The following is an 18,481-nucleotide window of genomic DNA, read 5'->3' as shown; positions in this document are numbered from 1 at the left end:
ATTTATTCCCCTTTTCCATCATTAATTGTTTTCATTGTTTCAATTAGTTTATTTAGTTGAATTAATAAAGAGCGATATTCTTGCTCTGTAATTCCTAAGTTTGTAGCCATTGTTGTCGGTAATGAACAAGCCTTTTCCTTTAAATTTTTACCTTGTTCTGTTAATTCAATACAAACTTTTCGCTCGTCTTCTTTGGAACGAACACGTTTTACAAGTGTTAATGATTCCATTCGTTTTAACATAGGTGTTAACGTACCGGAATCTAAAAATAGACGTTCTCCAATTTCTTTTACTGTTAGTCCATCTTGCTCCCATAGTACGAGTAAAGTAATGTACTGGGGATACGTAATACCCATCTCTTCTAAATAAGGTCGATAAAAACGAGTAACCTCTCTAGAACAGGCATAAATAGAAAAACAAAGTTGGTTATCTAGATGCAAAGAGTCCTCTGTCATACATAACTCCCTTCTTATTAAGTTGTGCACAATTTAATTTTGTAAAATCAATATAACGAAAAAGAAATAAAATGTCAAATACATTGTATTGAGAAAGTGTTTGCTACATTTTGGAACAATCATACATATTTTCCTTCATGATGAAAGAAGATAGGAAAGATGATGTTATAATTTATATGGAATAGTTTCCATCACTTGATTATGAGGACTTTTTTTGGTAACGTACAAATAGAGTTATTAATTTATAATCATTATAAAGTAGAAGTTTTTTTATTAGTTTGCTGAATCTCCTTTATTACATACGGAGAATAATTAAAAAATAATCGGTTGTTCACACGATTGTCAGATTCATAAGAGGAAAGTTGTATTATGATAGTAGATAAAGTGATAAAACGGGTGAAGGGGGACATGCTGCGTGCATATTCTTGTTGTTAGTGTAAATTATCGAACAGCCCCTGTAGAATTTCGTGAGAAACTCACATTTCAGGCAGCAGAGCTAGAGCGAGCGATGACTACATTACAAAATCAAAAGAGCGTGTTAGAGAATGTCATTGTATCAACTTGTAATCGCACTGAGATTTATGCTGTTGTAGATCAATTACACACGGGACGGTATTATATTAAGAAATTTTTAGCTGATTGGTTTCAGCTTGAAATAGAAGAAGTCGCACCATATTTAACTATTTTTGAACAAGATGGTGCAATAGACCATTTATTCCGCGTAACGTGCGGTTTAGATTCTATGGTAGTGGGAGAAACACAGATTTTAGGCCAAATAAAAGATAGCTTTTTAGAAGCACAACAAGTTAAAGCAACAGGCACAATTTTTAATGAATTGTTTAAGCAAGTCATTACATTAGCAAAACGTGCCCACTCAGAAACAACAATTGGTGAAAGTGCGATGTCTGTTAGTTATGCTGCTGTTGAGCTTGGAAAGAAAATATTTGGCGAGTTAACAGATTGTCATGTGCTTATTCTTGGTGCTGGTAAAATGGGCGAACTTGCATTGCAAAACTTATATGGAAGTGGTGCTCGTAAAGTAACAGTTATGAATAGGACGCTTTCGAAAGCAGAAGTAATGGCTGAGAAATATATGGGACATGCAAAATCGTTAAGCGAATTACAATGTGCATTATTAGAAGCAGATATTTTAATTAGTTCAACTGGTGCATCAGAGTATGTCATTACGAAAGAGATGATGACAAAGGTAGAGAAAATGCGCTCTGGTCGTCCTTTATTTATGGTTGATATTGCAGTACCACGTGATATTGATCCAGCGATTGATGAGTTAGAAGGTTCTTTCTTATATGACATTGATGATCTGCAAGGAGTAGTGGAAGCAAATCGTGCTGAGCGTTTGAAAGAAGCGGAGAAAATTCAATTTATGATTGAAGAGGAAATGGTTCTATTTAAAACGTGGTTAAGTACACTTGGTGTTGTTCCGTTAATAGCAGCTCTTCGTGATAAGGCACTTGCAATCCAAAGTGAAACGATGGTAAGCCTAGAGCGAAAAATACCAAACCTTAGTGATCGTGAGAAAAAAGTTATTAGTAAGCATACGAAAAGTATTATTAATCAATTATTAAAAGACCCAATTTTAGTAGCAAAAGAAATAGCTGCTGAAGAGGGAGCGAGCGAAAAACTAGCGTTATTTGCAAAGATTTTTGATTTAGAAACGGAAGAAGTAGAGAGTCGTGCGGAAGAAGTAGAACATAAAAGAGTGTGGACACCATCCGTTCCATCTTTATAATTTGGAAGGATGATCGGATGAGTTTTTTAAATAACAGTATTATTTATCATATTGCAATTATTTTATATGCTTGTAGCATTAGTTTATATTTTATAGATTATTTCCAAAGTAACCGAAAGGCGAACCGATTTGCTTTTTGGTTACTTTCGATTGTATGGGTATTGCAGTCTATTTTTATGTTGCTTAGGGCGACAGATTCAGAAACGAATCCCATTTTAACTTTATTATCAGGGATTTATTTTTATGTTTGGTTATTGATTACGATGTCGTTAGTCATAAATCGATTTATGCGCGTTGACTTTTTAGTCTTCTTTACAAATGTTGTTGCATTTGGCGTAAGCGCTTTTTCTATTTTTACACCGCTCGGAAAGATGTCGCCAGTACTTGCAGAGCAATTAGTTTCAGAACTTGTATACGTGCATGTTGGAATGGCGATTATTTCTTATGCAACGTTTACGGTATCGTTTATTTTTTCTATTATGTATTTACTGCAATATCGCCTATTAAAAAAGAAAAAGTGGAATGCGAGATTAAGAAGGTTAGGGAATTTACCGAAGCTTGAATCTACGTCTTACGGATTAAATTTATTTTCTGTTCCATTTTTCTTACTAGCAATTTTATTGGGGTGTATATGGGGATATACAAAATTGGACAATTTCCATTGGTATGATACGAAAGTAATCGGATCTTTTGTCGTTCTATTTGTGTATTGCACAGGTTTATATTTACGAGCGGCAGATGTGTTGCAAGGTAAGAAAATTGTACAGTGGAATATCGGATCGTTTCTCGTAATGCTAGTAAACATTTTTCTATTAAGCAGTTTATCCAATTTCCACTTTTGGTATTTATAATGAGGAGAGAGAATTATGCGCAAAATTATTGTAGGGTCACGAAAGAGTAAACTAGCATTAACGCAAACAAACTGGTTTATTGATCAGTTAAAAGCGCTAGGTCTACCATATGAATTTGAAGTGAAAGAAATTGTCACAAAAGGTGATGTTATTTTAGATGTTACTCTTTCAAAAGTAGGCGGAAAAGGCTTGTTCGTTAAAGAAATTGAGCATGCGTTACTTACGAAAGAAATCGATATGGCTGTACATAGTATGAAAGATATGCCGGCCGTACTTCCAGAAGGTTTAATGATTGGCTGTACACCAAAGCGTGTTGACCCTCGGGATGCTTTTATCTCAAAAAATGGAGCATCGTTTAAAGAGTTAGCGGAAGGTGCTATTTTAGGTACGAGTAGTTTAAGACGTAGTGCACAGCTACTCGCTGCGAGACCAGATTTACAAGTGAAGTGGATTCGCGGGAATATCGATACACGTTTACGTAAATTAAAAGAAGAAGATTACGATGCGATTATTTTAGCGACAGCTGGATTACAAAGAATGGGCTGGGATGATGAAGTTATTACAGAACATTTAGATGAAACGTTATGTGTACCTGCTGTAGGACAAGGTGCATTAGCGATTGAATGTCGTGAGGATGATAAGGATTTATTGCAATTGTTAGCGCATATTAATGATGCGATAACAGAAAGAACAGTGGCAGCGGAGCGAGTATTTCTTCATAAACTTGAAGGTGGATGCCAAGTTCCAATCGCTGGATATGCAACCCTTACAGAAAACGATGCAATCGAATTAACAGCTCTTGTCGGCTCTATGGATGGCTCTGTTTTATTAAAAGAGACAGTAGTGGGTACTAATCCTGAAGAAGTAGGATTAGAGGCCGCGGACCGTTTAATTAAACAAGGCGCCAAAGAACTCATTCTTGCTGCAAATAAGGAGCAACAATAAATATGAACGCTCTCGCTGGAAAAACGGTATTGATTACACGTGCCCAGCATCAAGCGAAACAAATGAGTGTAGCAGTGAAAGAAAAGAGCGGAATTCCATTGGAAATTCCGCTTTTGCGTATGGAAGGTATGTCTCATAGGCAAATTCAACATATTGAAGAGCAGCTACATTCATACGACTGGGTTATTTTTACGAGCAGAAATGGTGTAGCTTTTTTTCTAGATAGTTTAAAAAAGAAACTACCACTAACCATTAAAATCGCTGCGGTAGGTGTGAAAACAAAATTAGAGTTAGAAAAAAGGGGCTATCAAGTTCATTTTGTCCCGAATTCATTTGTTGCAGAAGCATTTGCCGAAGAGTTTCTAAAAGAATTAAATGGAAACGAACGTATTTTATTTCCAAAAGGCAATTTAGCAAGAGATGTAATACCAGTTAAACTGCGTGAAATTGGTGTTTCTCTAGATGAGTTGATCGTATACGGTACGAAAGTGAATGTAGAAAAAAAGCAAGAGCTTATAGCAGCGTTGAAGTTAGGAGAAGTAGACATTATTACATTTACGAGTCCTTCAACTGTTACTAGTTTTGTTCGTTTACTTGAGGGTGCAAACTGGAGAGAATGGACAAAAAAATGTACAATTGCTTGTATAGGACCTATTACGGAAAAAGAGGCAAGTCGTTATTTTCCGTCTGTTATTGTGCCGAAAGAGTACACTGTAGAAGCATTACTACAATGTGTTTGTGAATCTATAAAATGAAAGAATGGGGATAGAAATCTATGAACTCTTTACAATTTAATCGTCATCGTCGTTTAAGACAAAGCGGGGGCATGCGTGCGCTTGTGCGTGAAACGTTTTTACATACGGAAGATTTTATTTACCCTATTTTTGTATTAGAAGGTGAAAATGTTCGTAATGAAGTTCCTTCTATGCCAGGCGTATATCAAATTTCTTTAGATTTATTGCAAGCTGAAATGCAAGAAGTTGTTGATTTAGGTATTCGTTCTGTTATTGTATTTGGTTTACCTGCTGAAAAGGATGAAGTTGGATCATCAGCATATTGTGATCATGGAATTGTACAACGTGCTATTCAGCAAATTAAAGGTGATTTCCCTGAGCTAGTAGTAGTCGCAGACACATGTTTATGTCAATTTACAAGCCATGGTCATTGCGGTGTAATTGAAGATGGTATTATTTTAAATGACGAGTCTCTTGCAGTTCTTGCGAAAACGGCTGTAAGTCAAGCGAAAGCAGGAGCGGACATTATTGCGCCATCAAACATGATGGACGGCTTCGTAACAGCAATTCGCCATGCATTAGACGAAAATGGTTTTGGACACGTGCCAGTTATGTCGTACGCTGTGAAATATTCATCAGCATTTTATGGACCATTCCGTGATGCTGCGCACGGTGCACCGCAATTTGGTGACCGTAAAACATATCAAATGGATCCGGCAAACCGTATGGAAGCATTCCGTGAAGCAGAATCAGATGTAATGGAAGGTGCAGATTTCTTAATCGTAAAACCAGCTCTTTCTTACTTAGATATCGTTCGTGATGTGAAAAATAACTTTAATTTACCAGTTGTCGCTTATAATGTAAGTGGTGAATATTCGATGATTAAAGCGGCAGCGCAAAATGGCTGGATTAATGAAAAAGAAGTTGTTCTTGAAAAATTAATTAGTATGAAACGTGCAGGAGCAGACTTAATTATTACGTATCATGCGAAAGATGCAGCAAAATGGTTACAAGAAGGAGGCGCTAAATAATGAAAAAGTTTGATAAATCGATTGCGGCGTTTGAAGAGGCACAAGACTTAATGCCTGGTGGCGTAAATAGCCCGGTTCGTGCTTTTAAATCTGTTGGGATGAATCCGTTGTTTATGGAGCGTGGAAAAGGCTCTAAAGTATATGATATTGATGGGAATGAATACATCGACTACGTATTATCATGGGGGCCTTTAATTCATGGTCATGCAAATGATCGTGTTGTAGAAGCGTTAAAATCTGTTGCTGAAAGAGGTACAAGCTTCGGTGCACCAACAGAAATTGAAAATAAATTAGCAAAACTTGTTATTGAGCGCGTGCCATCAATTGAGATTGTGCGTATGGTTAACTCTGGAACGGAAGCAACAATGAGTGCACTACGTTTAGCTCGTGGTTATACAGGTCGTAATAAAATCTTGAAATTTATTGGTTGTTACCACGGTCATGGTGATTCGCTATTAATTAAAGCTGGTTCTGGTGTGGCGACTTTAGGTTTACCAGATAGTCCTGGTGTACCAGAAGGTGTAGCGAAAAATACGATTACAGTAGCTTATAACGATTTAGAAAGCGTAAAATACGCGTTTGAACAATTCGGTGATGATATTGCTTGTGTAATTGTAGAACCAGTAGCAGGAAATATGGGGGTTGTTCCTCCGCAGCCTGGATTTTTAGAAGGTCTTCGTGAAGTAACAGAACAAAACGGTGCATTGCTTATTTTTGATGAAGTAATGACAGGGTTCCGAGTAGCTTATAATTGTGGCCAAGGTTATTATGGCGTAACACCTGATTTAACATGCTTAGGTAAAGTAATCGGTGGTGGTTTACCAGTAGGAGCATACGGTGGTAAAGCAGAAATTATGCGCCAAGTTGCACCAAGCGGACCGATTTACCAAGCTGGTACTTTATCAGGTAATCCACTTGCAATGGCAGCAGGTTATGAAACGTTAGTACAGTTAACGCCAGAATCATATGTAGAATTTGAGCGTAAAGCTGAAATGTTGGAAGCTGGATTACGTAAAGCAGCTGAAAAACATGGCATTCCACATCATATTAACCGTGCAGGTTCTATGATTGGTATTTTCTTTACAGATGAGCCCGTTATTAATTACGATGCAGCAAAATCTTCAAACTTAGAATTCTTTGCGGCTTACTATCGTGAAATGGTAGAACAAGGTGTATTCTTACCGCCATCTCAATTCGAAGGTTTATTCTTATCGACAGCACATAGTGACGCAGATATTGAGGCGACGATTGCAGCAGCTGAAATTGCAATGTCAAAATTAAAATAATGTATTAGAGAAAAATCGCTCTCCATAAGGGGGGCGATTTTTTTTATTCATAAAGTAAGCTTTCTCTACATAAATCTGTAATGACATATAGTTTGGGAGGGGGAAAAGAAGTGGCTGCAGATCATTCGTTACGATTTTCATTAAAAGAATCTGTTTGGTTCCAAAAGGGACAGGAAGTCGATGAACTTTTGTCAATTTCGTTAGATCCAGACGTTGAGATAGAAGAGCTTGATCATGAAGTAATCGTGAGAGGGCAATTAGATTTAACGGGAGAGTATGTTGCACGAAAAGATGATTCGGCGTATTCATTAAGAGAACTATCGCCAGCAAAGTCAATTGATTATGTAGAAACAAGGGAAGATGGGGTTAATGAACTTGTTCATTCCTTTCCGCTTGAAATATCAATTCCGAGAAATCGAGTGAAAGTAATTGAAGAGCTATATGTATCAATTGAGGAATTTGATTATGAATTAAAGGAAAATGGTTGCTTACAATTATTAGCGGATATATCTATTAGCGGTTTGTGTGATGAAGAGAGAAACGAGGATGAAGCTGAAGAGGAAGAAACGGTGTATGCCGAGTTAGAAGAAGATTCAGCGCAAGAGGATGAAAATAGACCGGCGCCGCATGTAGAAGAACCAGCATATAAGGAATCAGATGAGTGGGAAGATTACGCATTTGAACCGTTCCAATTAGAGGAAAGAAAAGAGCAGGAATTAGAAGAAGAGAAGATAGAGGAACATGAATTTGTGGAGCGTGAAGAGGAGCAAGAAACAACGCCGCAATTTGAATTGTTTGGGCGAAAAGATTTCAAGAAAGAAAAAGCGAAAAAGCAGGAAGAACAAGAAGAAGAGTACTCACAGCGAGATGAAAATGCGCTTTATTTAACAAAACTATTTACGAAAGAACCGGAAGAAGAATTTACAAAGTTAAGAATGTATTTCGTGCAAGAAGGGGATACAATTGAATCTATTGCAGAACGTTATGAAACGTCTGTGCAAAATGTGTGCCGTGTCAATCAAACAGAAGATATATTTTTAAATACGGGGCAAATTATTTATATTCCGGTTTCAAGGGTAAAGGCGAAATAAGGAAGTGAGTGTTTTCACTCGCTTCTTTTCTTAGAGGCTATGTTTTGAATAGAAAGGGTTATTCGTATGGATATTGAATTACGAAATCACTATGAACCTATCGTGAGGCAATATAGATTGGATACGCAGCATATGGAAGAGCACGGAAGCGTAATGAAAATTTATACGAATCAAGGTCCATATGCACTCAAGAAAATAGAAGGCAGAAAGTTAGAGCGGAATAATTTTCTGCATCATATTCAATATTTGAAGGAGAAAGGTTTTTCAAATTATGTACCTATATACCACGCGACGGATGGAAATTATATTTTAAGTGACGGGACGTATAATTATTATTTAATGCCTTGGTTAGAACGTGCAGAAGGAAACGGCGAGGATAATGATCAATACCATAAAATGTTTCAGACACTTGGAACGTTGCATCAAAAAACTGTGAAGGAAGAAACATATACGGAAGAAGATTTAGAAAAACATTATACAACTATATCCGATCGCTGGGAAAATGATGGTGAGATGTTAGAAGAGTTTCTCGTAGAATCTGAATCAAAATGGTATATGTCCCCGTTTGAATTACAATATTGTACGTACTATCATCATGTAATGAGAGCGCGTGAATTTGCAACGAAGCAATTAAATGAGTGGAACGATGCGATGAAAGAAAAAGAGAAAACACGTATTACTTTTGTGCATGGTAATGTGTCACTTAATCATTTTTTATTTGACTATGAGCGAAATGGCTATTTTATTAGTTTGGAAAAATCGAAGTTTGCAACGCCTGTGCAAGATATAGTAGGTTTTTATTCACGGTCTTTAAACACATATCCAATCGCAAGAAGTGATCGGTTTGAATGGTTTCAAATGTATCAAAAAAATTTCCCTTTTACGAAAGAAGAGCAACTACTTATGTTTGCGTATATGACGTATCCATCGCAATTTATTCGGCAAATCCAGTCTTATAAGAAAAGAAGAGATAATCGCAACGAGGAAAATGAACTGCGCGGAGTAAAGAGTTTGCAACAATCGCATTGGCTTGTTAGCAATATAGAATATTTCCTGTCACAATTACAAGCTGCCCAGCAAGGGAACGGGTAAAGTAAAACTTTAATCAGCGGGTGGCTCCAACCTAACTTCTTTGCTTCAGCTGAATTTTGAGGTGGGGTCTTATTGCCCGCAAATAGCGGGATAAAGAAGATAAGTAGAGAATGCTACTTATCTTCTTTATATTCACCCGAAAAGTCATAGTTTTAAATTTATCTTGACGAATAAGGTTTCGTTTTTTACACTATTGTATATAATAATTAACAATCATATAAATGCCTTGAAGGGGAAGAGTATAACATGAAACGTCTTCAGAGAGGAGAATCAGTAGCTGGGAGATTCTCTAGATAGTTATGTTAGAAGGTAGCCCTGGAGCATCTTTTCTGAACAGAATAGTTCTCATTAGGAAAAGACGGATTTGTCCGTTATCAAATTAAGAGTATAAGCAAATTATGAATTTGTTTGTAAATAAAGGTGGTACCGCGATGTCCCTCGTCCTTTTTGGATGAGGGACATTTTTTATTTTAAGGAGGGAAAATAATGTCAAACACGGAAAAGAATTTACCAACTAAATATGATCATATGTCCGTTGAAGAAGGCCTTTATCAATGGTGGCTTGAAGGCAAATATTTTGAAGCAACAGGAGACGAGAAGAAACAACCGTATACAATTGTAATTCCACCTCCGAACGTAACTGGTAAGTTACACTTAGGTCATGCTTGGGATACAACTCTTCAAGATATTTTAACTCGTACGAAGCGTATGCAAGGTTACGATGTGCTATGGCTTCCAGGAATGGACCATGCTGGTATCGCAACACAAGCGAAAGTAGAAGGAAAACTTCGTGAAGAAGGTATTTCACGTTACGATCTTGGCCGTGAGAAATTCCTTGAAAAAGCTTGGGAGTGGAAAGAAGAGTACGCTTCTCACATTCGTCAACAATGGGGGAAAGTTGGTTTAGGACTAGACTATTCTCGCGAACGTTTCACATTAGACGAAGGTTTATCTGATGCGGTTAATAAAGTATTCGTTCAATTATACGAAAAAGGCTTAATTTACCGCGGTGAATATATTATCAACTGGGATCCAGCAACACGCACAGCTCTTTCTGATATTGAAGTAATTCATAAAGAAGTTCAAGGTGCATTCTACCATATGAACTATCCGTTAACAGACGGTTCAGGTCACATTCGCCTTGCTACTACTCGTCCAGAAACGATGCTTGGTGATACAGCGGTAGCAGTTCATCCAGAAGATGATCGTTACAAACATTTGATCGGAAAAACAGTTACACTTCCAATCGTAGGCCGTGAGATTCCGATTATTGCTGATGAGTACGTAGAAAAAGACTTCGGAACAGGCGTTGTAAAAATTACACCAGCTCATGACCCGAACGACTTTGAAGTAGGTAACCGTCATGACTTACCACGCATCTTAGTAATGAACGAAGATGGATCGATGAACGAAAAAGCTGGTAAATATAACGGTATGGATCGTTTCGAATGCCGTAAAGAATTAGTGAAAGACTTACAAGAAGCTGGCGTATTAGTAGAAATCGAGCCACATATGCATTCAGTAGGTCATAGTGAGCGTAGCGGTGCAGTTGTTGAGCCTTACTTATCAACACAATGGTTCGTAAAAATGGCTCCACTTGCTGAAAAAGCAGTAGCGCTTCAACAAAAAGAAGAAGAAAAAGTAACGTTCGTACCAGAGCGTTTTGAAAACACATATTTACGATGGATGGAAAATATTCATGACTGGTGTATTTCTCGTCAATTATGGTGGGGACACCGTATTCCAGCTTGGTACCATAAAGAAACTGGTGAAGTATACGTAGGTACAGAAGCACCAGCAGATATTGAAAACTGGAATCAAGATAACGACGTACTTGATACATGGTTCAGTTCAGCGCTATGGCCATTCTCAACACTTGGTTGGCCAAATGAAGATTCAGCAGACTTCAAACGTTACTATTCAACAGATGCACTAGTAACGGGTTATGACATCATCTTCTTCTGGGTATCTCGTATGATTTTCCAAGGTTTAGAGTTTACAGGCGAGCGTCCATTTAAAGATGTATTAATTCACGGTTTAGTTCGTGATGAGCAAGGTCGTAAGATGAGTAAATCTCTTGGTAACGGTATTGACCCAATGGATGTTATCGAGAAGTACGGTGCAGATGCAATGCGCTATTTCTTATCAACAGGAAGTGCACCAGGTCAAGATTTACGTTTCAGCATGGAAAAAGTAGAATCTACTTGGAACTTCATTAATAAAATTTGGAACGCATCACGTTTCGTATTAATGAACATGGATGATATGAAGTATGAAGAAATCGATTTAACTGGTGAAAAATCAGTTGCAGATAAGTGGATCTTAACTCGCTTAAACGAAACAATCGAGAGTGTAACACGTAACATGGATAAATATGAGTTCGGTGAAGCTGGTCGTTCATTATACAACTTCATTTGGGATGATTTCTGTGACTGGTACATTGAAATGGCGAAACTTCCACTATACGGTGAAGATGAAGCAGCTAAGAAAACGACTCGTTCTATTTTAGCTTACGTATTAGATCAAACAATGCGTCTATTACACCCATTCATGCCATTCGTAACAGAGAAAATTTGGCAACATTTACCGCATGAAGGCGAATCTATTACAGTAGCTGCGTGGCCAACAGTTCGCGAAGATTTACAAGATACGGAAGCTGCGGCAGAAATGCACCTTCTAGTTGATATCATTCGCTCTGTTCGTAACATTCGTGCAGAAGTAAATACGCCAATGAGCAAAAAAGTTCAAATGCAAATTAAAGCAAAAGATGAGGCTGTACTTGCTCAACTTACGAAGAATAGCTCTTACATTGAGCGTTTCTGTAACCCAAGCGAATTAACAATTCAAACGGACTTACAAGCGCCAGAAAAAGCAATGACTGCAATCGTATCAGGTGCAGAGTTATTCTTACCGTTAGCTGATCTTATCAATCTTGATGAAGAGAGAGCTCGTCTTGAGAAAGAACTTGAGAAGTTCGATAAAGAAGTAGAACGTGTACAGAAGAAACTTTCTAACCAAGGTTTCGTAGCGAAAGCTCCTGCAGCGGTTATTGAAGGAGAGCGTGCGAAAGAGCAAGATTACCTAGAAAAACGTGAAGCAGTTCGTCAACGTCTAGCAGATCTTGAAAAGTAAAAATATTTTTAGAGACTCACTATATTGGTGAGTCTCTTTTCTTTGCGTATAATAGAACTATGAAAGTTGTCTTTTGAAAGGGGAAAAGCATACGTGATACATACATACGAAGAAGCGATAGGGTGGATTCATAGCCGATTGAAATTTGGTATTAAACCAGGATTAGAAAGAATGAATTGGATGCTAGAAGAGCTCGGAAATCCAGAGCGTCATATAAAATGTGTTCATCTTGCTGGTACAAATGGAAAAGGTTCAACGTTAACATATATGCGTTACATGTTAGAAGGCGCGAAATATAAGGTAGGAACGTTTACCTCCCCTTACATCGAAACATTTAATGAACGCATTAGTGTGAATGGAACACCAATTGCAGATGAAGAGATTACTGAACTCGTAAAGATGGTAAAACCAGTCGTGGAAAAACTAGATGAAACGGATTTAGGGGAAGCGACTGAGTTTGAAATTATTACTGTTATGGCAATTTGCTATTTCGGTAAAGTCAATTTCTGTGATGTTGTTTTATTTGAAACAGGGCTCGGTGGACGTTTTGATTCTACCAATGTTATACACCCTGTTCTCACGATTATTACGAATATCGGTCACGATCATATGCATATTTTAGGGAATACACTAGGAGAAATTGCATATGAAAAGGCGGGGATTATTAAGTCTGGTGTGCCGGTAATTACTGGTGTAAAAGATGAAGAAGCTTTGCAAGTCATTCAAAATGTTGCAAAGGAAAACCATGCAAACTTATACGAACTTGGCAAGCATTTTACAGCGTTACACAAACAGTCTAACGAAGATGGGGAACAGTTTGATTTTACTTGTCCTTTTACCGCATTTGAAGATTTGCAAATCTCAATGAAAGGTATTCATCAAGTAGGAAATGCAGCGCTAGCACTTATGGCAGTAATGTATGTAAAAACATATTTATCATTTTTAATTGAGGAAGAGGGAATAAGAACGGGATTACGGGAAGCGTATTGGATTGGGCGCTTTGAAAAGCTACAAAGTAACCCGGATATTATTATAGATGGTGCTCATAATCCAGAAGGTATCGAAAGCCTTGTGAAAACAGTAGAAGCGCATTACAAAGATAAAAATGTAATAGTTTTATTTACTGCCCTTGGTGATAAACAATTGCATAACATGGTAGGCCGATTAGAAACCATTGCAGATGAAATGATTTTTACAACATTCGCCTTTGATCGTGCTATTTCTGCAGACAAGCTTGCATCATATTCACAAAAAGAATCAAAATTAGTTTTTGAAAATTGGAAAGAGGCAATTGATACAAAAGTTGAAATGATAGGGGAAAATGATGTTTTTATCATAACAGGTTCTCTTTATTTCATTTCTGAAGTTCGAAAATATATTCGAGAGAAAAACTAGATAGTCTTTGCTATCTAGTTTTTTGTTCTACAAATGAAGTCAAATGCATACATATAAGATAAATATATAGGGTTATTTGGCGAATTCCTCTGACAAATATCTCGTTTTTTTGTGAAATGAATATGATATGATGCGGACAACGATAAGAGGTGAGGTGTGAGTGTATGGACAAGCAATCACGAACGATCTCAGTGAAAGTAAATGGAACAGAAGCGAAGTATGAGGAAAAGAAGAAAGATGAATTTGAATGGATGGTAGTAGAAAGTGAACGACCTAAAAATGTTGTTCCGTTTCAAAAAGCGAAATCAGTGTCTGTGGAAAAATACCGAAAGAAGTGGAGTAATACATTAATTGTAATCGTTGCAACCGCAATTATTATCGGTACGACGTTTGGAATGGGGATGCTTCATTTACTTACTGGACAAGGAACAACAGGAGGAAGTGAAGTAACTGCTTCAAGGCCGACTGGAAATGGAGAATCAAAGGTGGGTGGAACGGCAGAACAAACACCAGCACCGAAAGAAGAAAAACAAAAGGCGCAGACAGGAACGTCATTGGATCCAATGAAATTATTCTTTGTTCAAGGGGGGCTTTATTCTTCTGAAGAAAAGGGACAGGCAGCTCTTGAAGAATGGAAAGGCAATGGGGGCATTGGTGCTTTGAGACCGAGCGGGGATAAGTATGCAATAGTTGTTGGTATTGCTAGCGATGAACAGGCTATAAATCAATTAATGACTAAGTATAAAAATGATGGTGTCTCCGTTTTAAAAAAGAACTGGGATATAACAGATAAAGCATTGCTGAAAGATGATAAAGAAGTAGGAACATTTTTAACAAAAGTGCAGCCATTATATACTCATTTAGCAAAATATGCTTCTAGCGTACAAGTTGGTGGAAAAAGCAGCGCAAAAGATATAGAAGTGATTGAAAAAGAATGGAAAGCGATTGAAAAAGAAGGGAAAAGTATGAAGCGAGAAGAAGCAAAGAAACTGTATATGTATACGTCGGTAGCTGTACAAACAGTAAAAGATGGGAAAATGGATAAGGAATCTTTGGCGAAATTAAATCAAGTTATTATTGATGGCTTACTCTCGTATGAAAAAATTGTTTCGTAGAAAGTGAAATGATAGGATAATAAAATGAGTAAGAAAGAAGTACATGTACTTCTTTCTTTTCTTTTGAATTTAGAGCAAAGTGCTTTCTCTATGACAGGAATATAATCGTATGCAATAAAGAAGTGTTATTTTTAGTTAGAGAAATTAATATTTCTTTCATTTGTGGGCAAACTATTCCTTTGATACGATTGATATAAATTGTTCTGCTTCATGTGAGAAAGGAAGGAGAAAATATGAAAAAAATAATTTTAGCTTCAGGGTCACCTCGGAGGAAGGAATTGCTTGAGTTAGCTAGCGTACCATTTGAAATCGTTGTAAGTGAAGTAGAGGAAACAATTGGTGCATATTCATCGCCTTCTGATATTGTAATGTCGCTTGCCTTGCAAAAAGCATCAGCGGTTGCAGAAAATAATAGTGATCACATTGTGTTAGGTGCAGATACAATTGTTACATATGAGTCGCGTATCCTTGGTAAGCCTTCTAATGAGGATGAGGCGAAAGAGATGTTACAATTACTATCTGGGAAAACACATGAAGTGTATACAGGTGTTGCGATTATATCAAAAGAAAAAACGGTTACTTTTTATGAGCGTACAGAAGTTACGTTTTGGGAATTAACAGAAGAGGAAATTGATACATACGTCGCGTCGAAAGAACCTCTTGATAAAGCAGGTAGTTATGGGATTCAAGGTAAAGGGTCTATTTTCGTTCAACATATTCAAGGGGACTACTATAGTGTAGTTGGCTTACCAATTGCACGTCTCGTTCGAGAATTAAAACAATTTGATATTGATGTAACCCATGCGTAAAATTGCATGGGGTTTTCTTTGAGAGAACAAATAAAGGGGTGGAGAGATGAACGGTATTCGTGATGTTGTAAGAGAAGAACAACCACGGGAGCGTTTATTGTCACAAGGTGCTGGAAGTTTATCAAATCGAGAGCTCCTCGCAGTGTTACTCAGAACAGGTTCTAAAGAAGAAACAGTTTTAAAGTTGTCAGATAAAATTTTACACCAATTTGATGGCTTACGTATGTTGAAAGATGCAACATTAGAAGAGCTAATTAGTATACATGGTATTGGGATTTCAAAGGCATCGCAACTTATGGCAGCCTTTGAGCTAGGCAGAAGAATGGTACGTTTAGAATATCAAAATAGATATAGTATTCGAAGTCCAGAAGATTGTGCGAAATACATGATGGAAGAAATGCGCTTTTTACAACAAGAGCATTTTGTTTGTTTATATTTAAATACAAAAAATCAAGTTATACATAGGCAAACGATCTTTATTGGAAGTTTAAACACGTCAATTGTACACCCAAGGGAAGTTTTTAAAGAAGCCTTCCGTCGTGCAGCAGCCTCTATCATATGTCTTCATAACCATCCCTCAGGAGATCCCACGCCGAGCCGTGAAGATATTGAAGTAACAAAACGCTTAGTAGAATGCGGTCAGATTATCGGAATTGAAGTGCTTGATCATATTATAATAGGTGACCATAAATTCGTGAGTTTAAAGGAAAAAGGTCATATTTAAGACTATGCTTTTTACTTATTTTGTTTTATAATGTGATTTATGAGTTTTTTGTAGAAATTTATCTACAAAAAGGATAAAGATATAAAAAACGTACTGTTTTTATAATATAAAGTAAGAAAAAATGAGTCCGTGAAAACAAGAAAGGAAGATAAATAATATGTTTGGATTTGGTGGATTTACTCGCGATCTTGGAATAGACTTAGGAACTGCGAACACGCTTGTATATGTAAAAGGAAAAGGTGTAGTTTTACGTGAACCTTCAGTAGTTGCGTTACAAACTGATACGAAACAAATCGTTGCTGTAGGTAGCGATGCAAAACAAATGATTGGTCGTACACCAGGGAACGTTGTGGCACTTCGCCCGATGAAAGACGGTGTAATTGCTGATTATGAAACAACTGCAACAATGATGAAATATTACATTCAACAAGCTCAAAAATCAAACGGTTTCTTCTCACGTAAGCCGTATGTAATGGTATGTGTACCATCTGGTATTACAGCTGTAGAAAGACGTGCAGTAATCGATGCGACTCGTCAAGCGGGTGCTCGTGATGCTTATCCTATCGAAGAGCCATTTGCAGCAGCAATTGGTGCAAACTTACCTGTTTGGGAACCAACTGGTAGTATGGTTGTTGATATCGGTGGTGGTACAACAGAAGTTGCAATTATTTCTTTAGGTGGTATTGTAACAAGCCAGTCAGTTCGTGTTGCTGGTGATGATATGGATGATTCAATCATTCAGTACATTAAGAAAAGCTATAACTTAATGATTGGTGAAAGAACAGCTGAAGCATTAAAATTAGAAATTGGTTCTGCAGGCGAGCCAGAAGGTATCGAGCCTATGGAAATTCGCGGTCGTGATTTAGTAAGTGGTTTACCAAAAACAGTACTAATTCAGCCAGAAGAAATTGCAGATGCATTAAAAGATACAGTAGATGCGATTGTAGAATCAGTTAAAAATACGTTAGAAAAAACGCCACCTGAATTAGCGGCTGATATTATGGACCGCGGTATCGTATTAACAGGCGGCGGGGCATTACTACGTAATTTAGATAAAGTAATTAGTGAAGAAACGAAAATGCCAGTTCTTGTTGCAGAAGATCCATTAGATTGCGTAGCAATTGGAACAGGTAAAGCATTAGACAATATCGATCTTTTCAAAACTGCTGCTCGATAATATTGCAAAATAAAAATCAGTGAAATTAAGAGGGTGTGAACGTGCCACAGTTTTTCTTAAACAAAAGATTAATTGTTTTGTTGGTTAGTATTATTCTTCTCGTGGCATTGATTGGAATCTCATTGAAAGAACGGAACAGTTTAACATGGCCAGAGCAGTTTGTTAAAGACACTGTCGGTGTTGTAGAACGTGTATTCCAAAAGCCAGCGAAATACGTAGCTGGATTCTTCGAAAATGTAGAAGATGTAAAGCGCACGTATGAAGAGAATAAAGAATTAAAAGCAAAATTAGATAATTATGCAGGTCTATCAGGGAAAGTAAAACAACTAGAAGATGATAACAAGAAGCTACAAGAGCTAACTGGTAAAAAAGAGTTAAATAGCGGGTATACTGAAATTCCAGCTACTGTTGTTTCTCGTAATCCAGATAAATGGTACGATTTAATTGGAATTGATAAAGGGGCACAGCAAGGAATTAAAAAAGATATGGCTGTAGTAACTTCACAAGGGTTAGTTGGAAGAGTGAAAAGTGTATCTCAGTTTACATCATCAGTAGAATTACTAAGTTCTATGAGCCGAACAAATCGCGTTTCTGCTATTGTACAAGGGCAAGAGAAAATCTTTGGTTTGATTGAAGGTTATGACAAAGAAAAACAATTACTTCTTTTCACAAAGATTGGCTCTGATGCACCGGTAGAAAAAGATCAACTAGTTGTAACATCTGGACTTGGTGATATTTTCCCGAAAGGTCTTGTAATTGGAAAAATCGTTGATGTTCAGCCGGATGCATATGGCTTAACAAAAACAGCTTATGTAAAACCTGCCGCTGATTTAAATGACGTAGAGCATATTACGGTTGCTAAACGTGCAACACCTTCAGCGCCATTAGAATAGG

General features: G+C 37.2%; 16 protein-coding genes and 1 other annotated feature. Of the genes, 15 read left to right on the top strand and 1 reads right to left on the bottom strand.

The annotated features are described in order from the left end of the window. Nucleotides 1–2: 2 nt before the first annotated feature. Nucleotides 3–455 carry a MarR family winged helix-turn-helix transcriptional regulator gene (locus tag QCI81_RS09295; RefSeq protein WP_016080166.1) on the bottom strand — a complete coding sequence of 151 codons (453 nt, stop codon included), beginning with the start codon at nt 453–455 and terminating at the stop codon, nt 3–5. Nucleotides 456–870: 415 nt separating this feature from the next. On the opposite strand from QCI81_RS09295, the gene hemA reads away from it, so the two are divergent. The 15 genes from hemA (at nt 871) to mreC (ending at nt 18,480) form a co-directional block, all read left to right on the top strand. Next, entirely contained in the window at nt 871–2,205 is a 1,335-nt protein-coding gene (gene hemA, locus QCI81_RS09290; RefSeq protein ID WP_097821738.1) for a glutamyl-tRNA reductase, read from the top strand. Nucleotides 2,206–2,222: 17 nt separating this feature from the next. Continuing rightward, a complete protein-coding gene (locus tag QCI81_RS09285) occupies nt 2,223–3,056 on the top strand; it encodes a cytochrome c biogenesis protein (RefSeq protein WP_000009005.1) in 834 nt (277 codons plus the stop codon). A 15-nt stretch (nt 3,057–3,071) separates the two neighbouring features. Continuing rightward, the gene (gene hemC, locus QCI81_RS09280) at nt 3,072–4,001 is read left to right on the top strand and encodes a hydroxymethylbilane synthase (protein ID WP_016080168.1); all 930 of its coding nucleotides are present in this window, start codon (nt 3,072–3,074) and stop codon (nt 3,999–4,001) included. A 2-nt stretch (nt 4,002–4,003) separates the two neighbouring features. Further along, nucleotides 4,004–4,756, top strand: a complete 753-nt coding sequence (gene hemD / locus QCI81_RS09275) for a uroporphyrinogen-III synthase (RefSeq protein WP_053563601.1) — start codon at nt 4,004–4,006, stop codon at nt 4,754–4,756. A gap of 20 nt (nt 4,757–4,776) precedes the next feature. Beyond that, nucleotides 4,777–5,766 (top strand): porphobilinogen synthase, encoded by a 990-nt coding sequence (hemB, locus tag QCI81_RS09270; RefSeq protein ID WP_001087056.1) that lies wholly within the window; start codon nt 4,777–4,779, stop codon nt 5,764–5,766. Then, nucleotides 5,766–7,052, top strand: a complete 1,287-nt coding sequence (gene hemL, locus QCI81_RS09265) for a glutamate-1-semialdehyde 2,1-aminomutase (protein ID WP_000712942.1) — start codon at nt 5,766–5,768, stop codon at nt 7,050–7,052. The genes hemB and hemL overlap by 1 nt, the downstream gene beginning before the upstream one ends. A gap of 80 nt (nt 7,053–7,132) precedes the next feature. Continuing rightward, nucleotides 7,133–8,143: a stage VI sporulation protein D gene (gene spoVID, locus QCI81_RS09260; RefSeq protein WP_115609903.1), complete on the top strand. Its 1,011-nt coding sequence runs from the start codon at nt 7,133–7,135 to the stop codon at nt 8,141–8,143. Nucleotides 8,144–8,209: 66 nt separating this feature from the next. Beyond that, nucleotides 8,210–9,235, top strand: a complete 1,026-nt coding sequence (ysxE, locus tag QCI81_RS09255) for a spore coat protein YsxE (RefSeq protein ID WP_000350660.1) — start codon at nt 8,210–8,212, stop codon at nt 9,233–9,235. 217 nt (nt 9,236–9,452) lie between these two features. Beyond that, nucleotides 9,453–9,684, top strand: a binding site (T-box leader). 37 nt (nt 9,685–9,721) lie between these two features. Then, a complete protein-coding gene (locus tag QCI81_RS09250; protein WP_000072222.1) occupies nt 9,722–12,367 on the top strand; it encodes a valine--tRNA ligase in 2,646 nt (881 codons plus the stop codon). A 93-nt stretch (nt 12,368–12,460) separates the two neighbouring features. Beyond that, the gene (locus QCI81_RS09245) at nt 12,461–13,762 is read left to right on the top strand and encodes a bifunctional folylpolyglutamate synthase/dihydrofolate synthase (protein ID WP_053563604.1); all 1,302 of its coding nucleotides are present in this window, start codon (nt 12,461–12,463) and stop codon (nt 13,760–13,762) included. Between the two features lie 164 nt (nt 13,763–13,926). Then, nucleotides 13,927–14,877 (top strand): stage II sporulation protein B, encoded by a 951-nt coding sequence (locus QCI81_RS09240; RefSeq protein WP_353810680.1) that lies wholly within the window; start codon nt 13,927–13,929, stop codon nt 14,875–14,877. A gap of 233 nt (nt 14,878–15,110) precedes the next feature. After that, on the top strand, nt 15,111–15,686 hold the full coding sequence (locus tag QCI81_RS09235) for a Maf family protein (protein WP_029443367.1): 576 nt from the start codon (nt 15,111–15,113) through the stop codon (nt 15,684–15,686). Nucleotides 15,687–15,732: 46 nt separating this feature from the next. Then, complete coding sequence (gene radC, locus QCI81_RS09230; protein WP_353810679.1) at nt 15,733–16,410, top strand: RadC family protein; 678 nt, start codon at nt 15,733–15,735, stop codon at nt 16,408–16,410. Nucleotides 16,411–16,567: 157 nt separating this feature from the next. Beyond that, on the top strand, nt 16,568–17,587 hold the full coding sequence (gene mreB, locus QCI81_RS09225; protein ID WP_000466736.1) for a cell shape-determining protein MreB: 1,020 nt from the start codon (nt 16,568–16,570) through the stop codon (nt 17,585–17,587). A gap of 41 nt (nt 17,588–17,628) precedes the next feature. After that, on the top strand, nt 17,629–18,480 hold the full coding sequence (gene mreC / locus QCI81_RS09220; protein ID WP_001135487.1) for a rod shape-determining protein MreC: 852 nt from the start codon (nt 17,629–17,631) through the stop codon (nt 18,478–18,480). Nucleotide 18,481 lies beyond the last annotated feature (1 nt).

Origin of the sequence: Bacillus cereus group sp. MG20, assembly GCF_040459885.1 — a bacterium.
GTDB lineage: Bacteria > Bacillota > Bacilli > Bacillales > Bacillaceae_G > Bacillus_A > Bacillus_A cereus.
This window is presented reverse-complemented; position numbering and strand designations above follow the sequence as displayed.

Bases quoted from the DNA above. Each gene is read 5' to 3' on its own strand.
- QCI81_RS09285 (WP_000009005.1), top strand. From the start codon at position 2,223: ATGAGTTTTTTAAATAACAGTATTATTTATCATATTGCAATTATTTTA.
- QCI81_RS09235 (WP_029443367.1), top strand. From the start codon at position 15,111: ATGAAAAAAATAATTTTAGCTTCAGGGTCACCTCGGAGGAAGGAATTG.
- QCI81_RS09295 (WP_016080166.1), bottom strand. From the start codon at position 455: ATGACAGAGGACTCTTTGCATCTAGATAACCAACTTTGTTTTTCTATT.
- hemB (WP_001087056.1), top strand. From the start codon at position 4,777: ATGAACTCTTTACAATTTAATCGTCATCGTCGTTTAAGACAAAGCGGG.
- hemL (WP_000712942.1), top strand. From the start codon at position 5,766: ATGAAAAAGTTTGATAAATCGATTGCGGCGTTTGAAGAGGCACAAGAC.
- radC (WP_353810679.1), top strand. From the start codon at position 15,733: ATGAACGGTATTCGTGATGTTGTAAGAGAAGAACAACCACGGGAGCGT.
- ysxE (WP_000350660.1), top strand. From the start codon at position 8,210: ATGGATATTGAATTACGAAATCACTATGAACCTATCGTGAGGCAATAT.
- hemC (WP_016080168.1), top strand. From the start codon at position 3,072: ATGCGCAAAATTATTGTAGGGTCACGAAAGAGTAAACTAGCATTAACG.
- mreB (WP_000466736.1), top strand. From the start codon at position 16,568: ATGTTTGGATTTGGTGGATTTACTCGCGATCTTGGAATAGACTTAGGA.
- spoVID (WP_115609903.1), top strand. From the start codon at position 7,133: ATGACATATAGTTTGGGAGGGGGAAAAGAAGTGGCTGCAGATCATTCG.
- hemD (WP_053563601.1), top strand. From the start codon at position 4,004: ATGAACGCTCTCGCTGGAAAAACGGTATTGATTACACGTGCCCAGCAT.
- QCI81_RS09250 (WP_000072222.1), top strand. From the start codon at position 9,722: ATGTCAAACACGGAAAAGAATTTACCAACTAAATATGATCATATGTCC.
- QCI81_RS09240 (WP_353810680.1), top strand. From the start codon at position 13,927: ATGGACAAGCAATCACGAACGATCTCAGTGAAAGTAAATGGAACAGAA.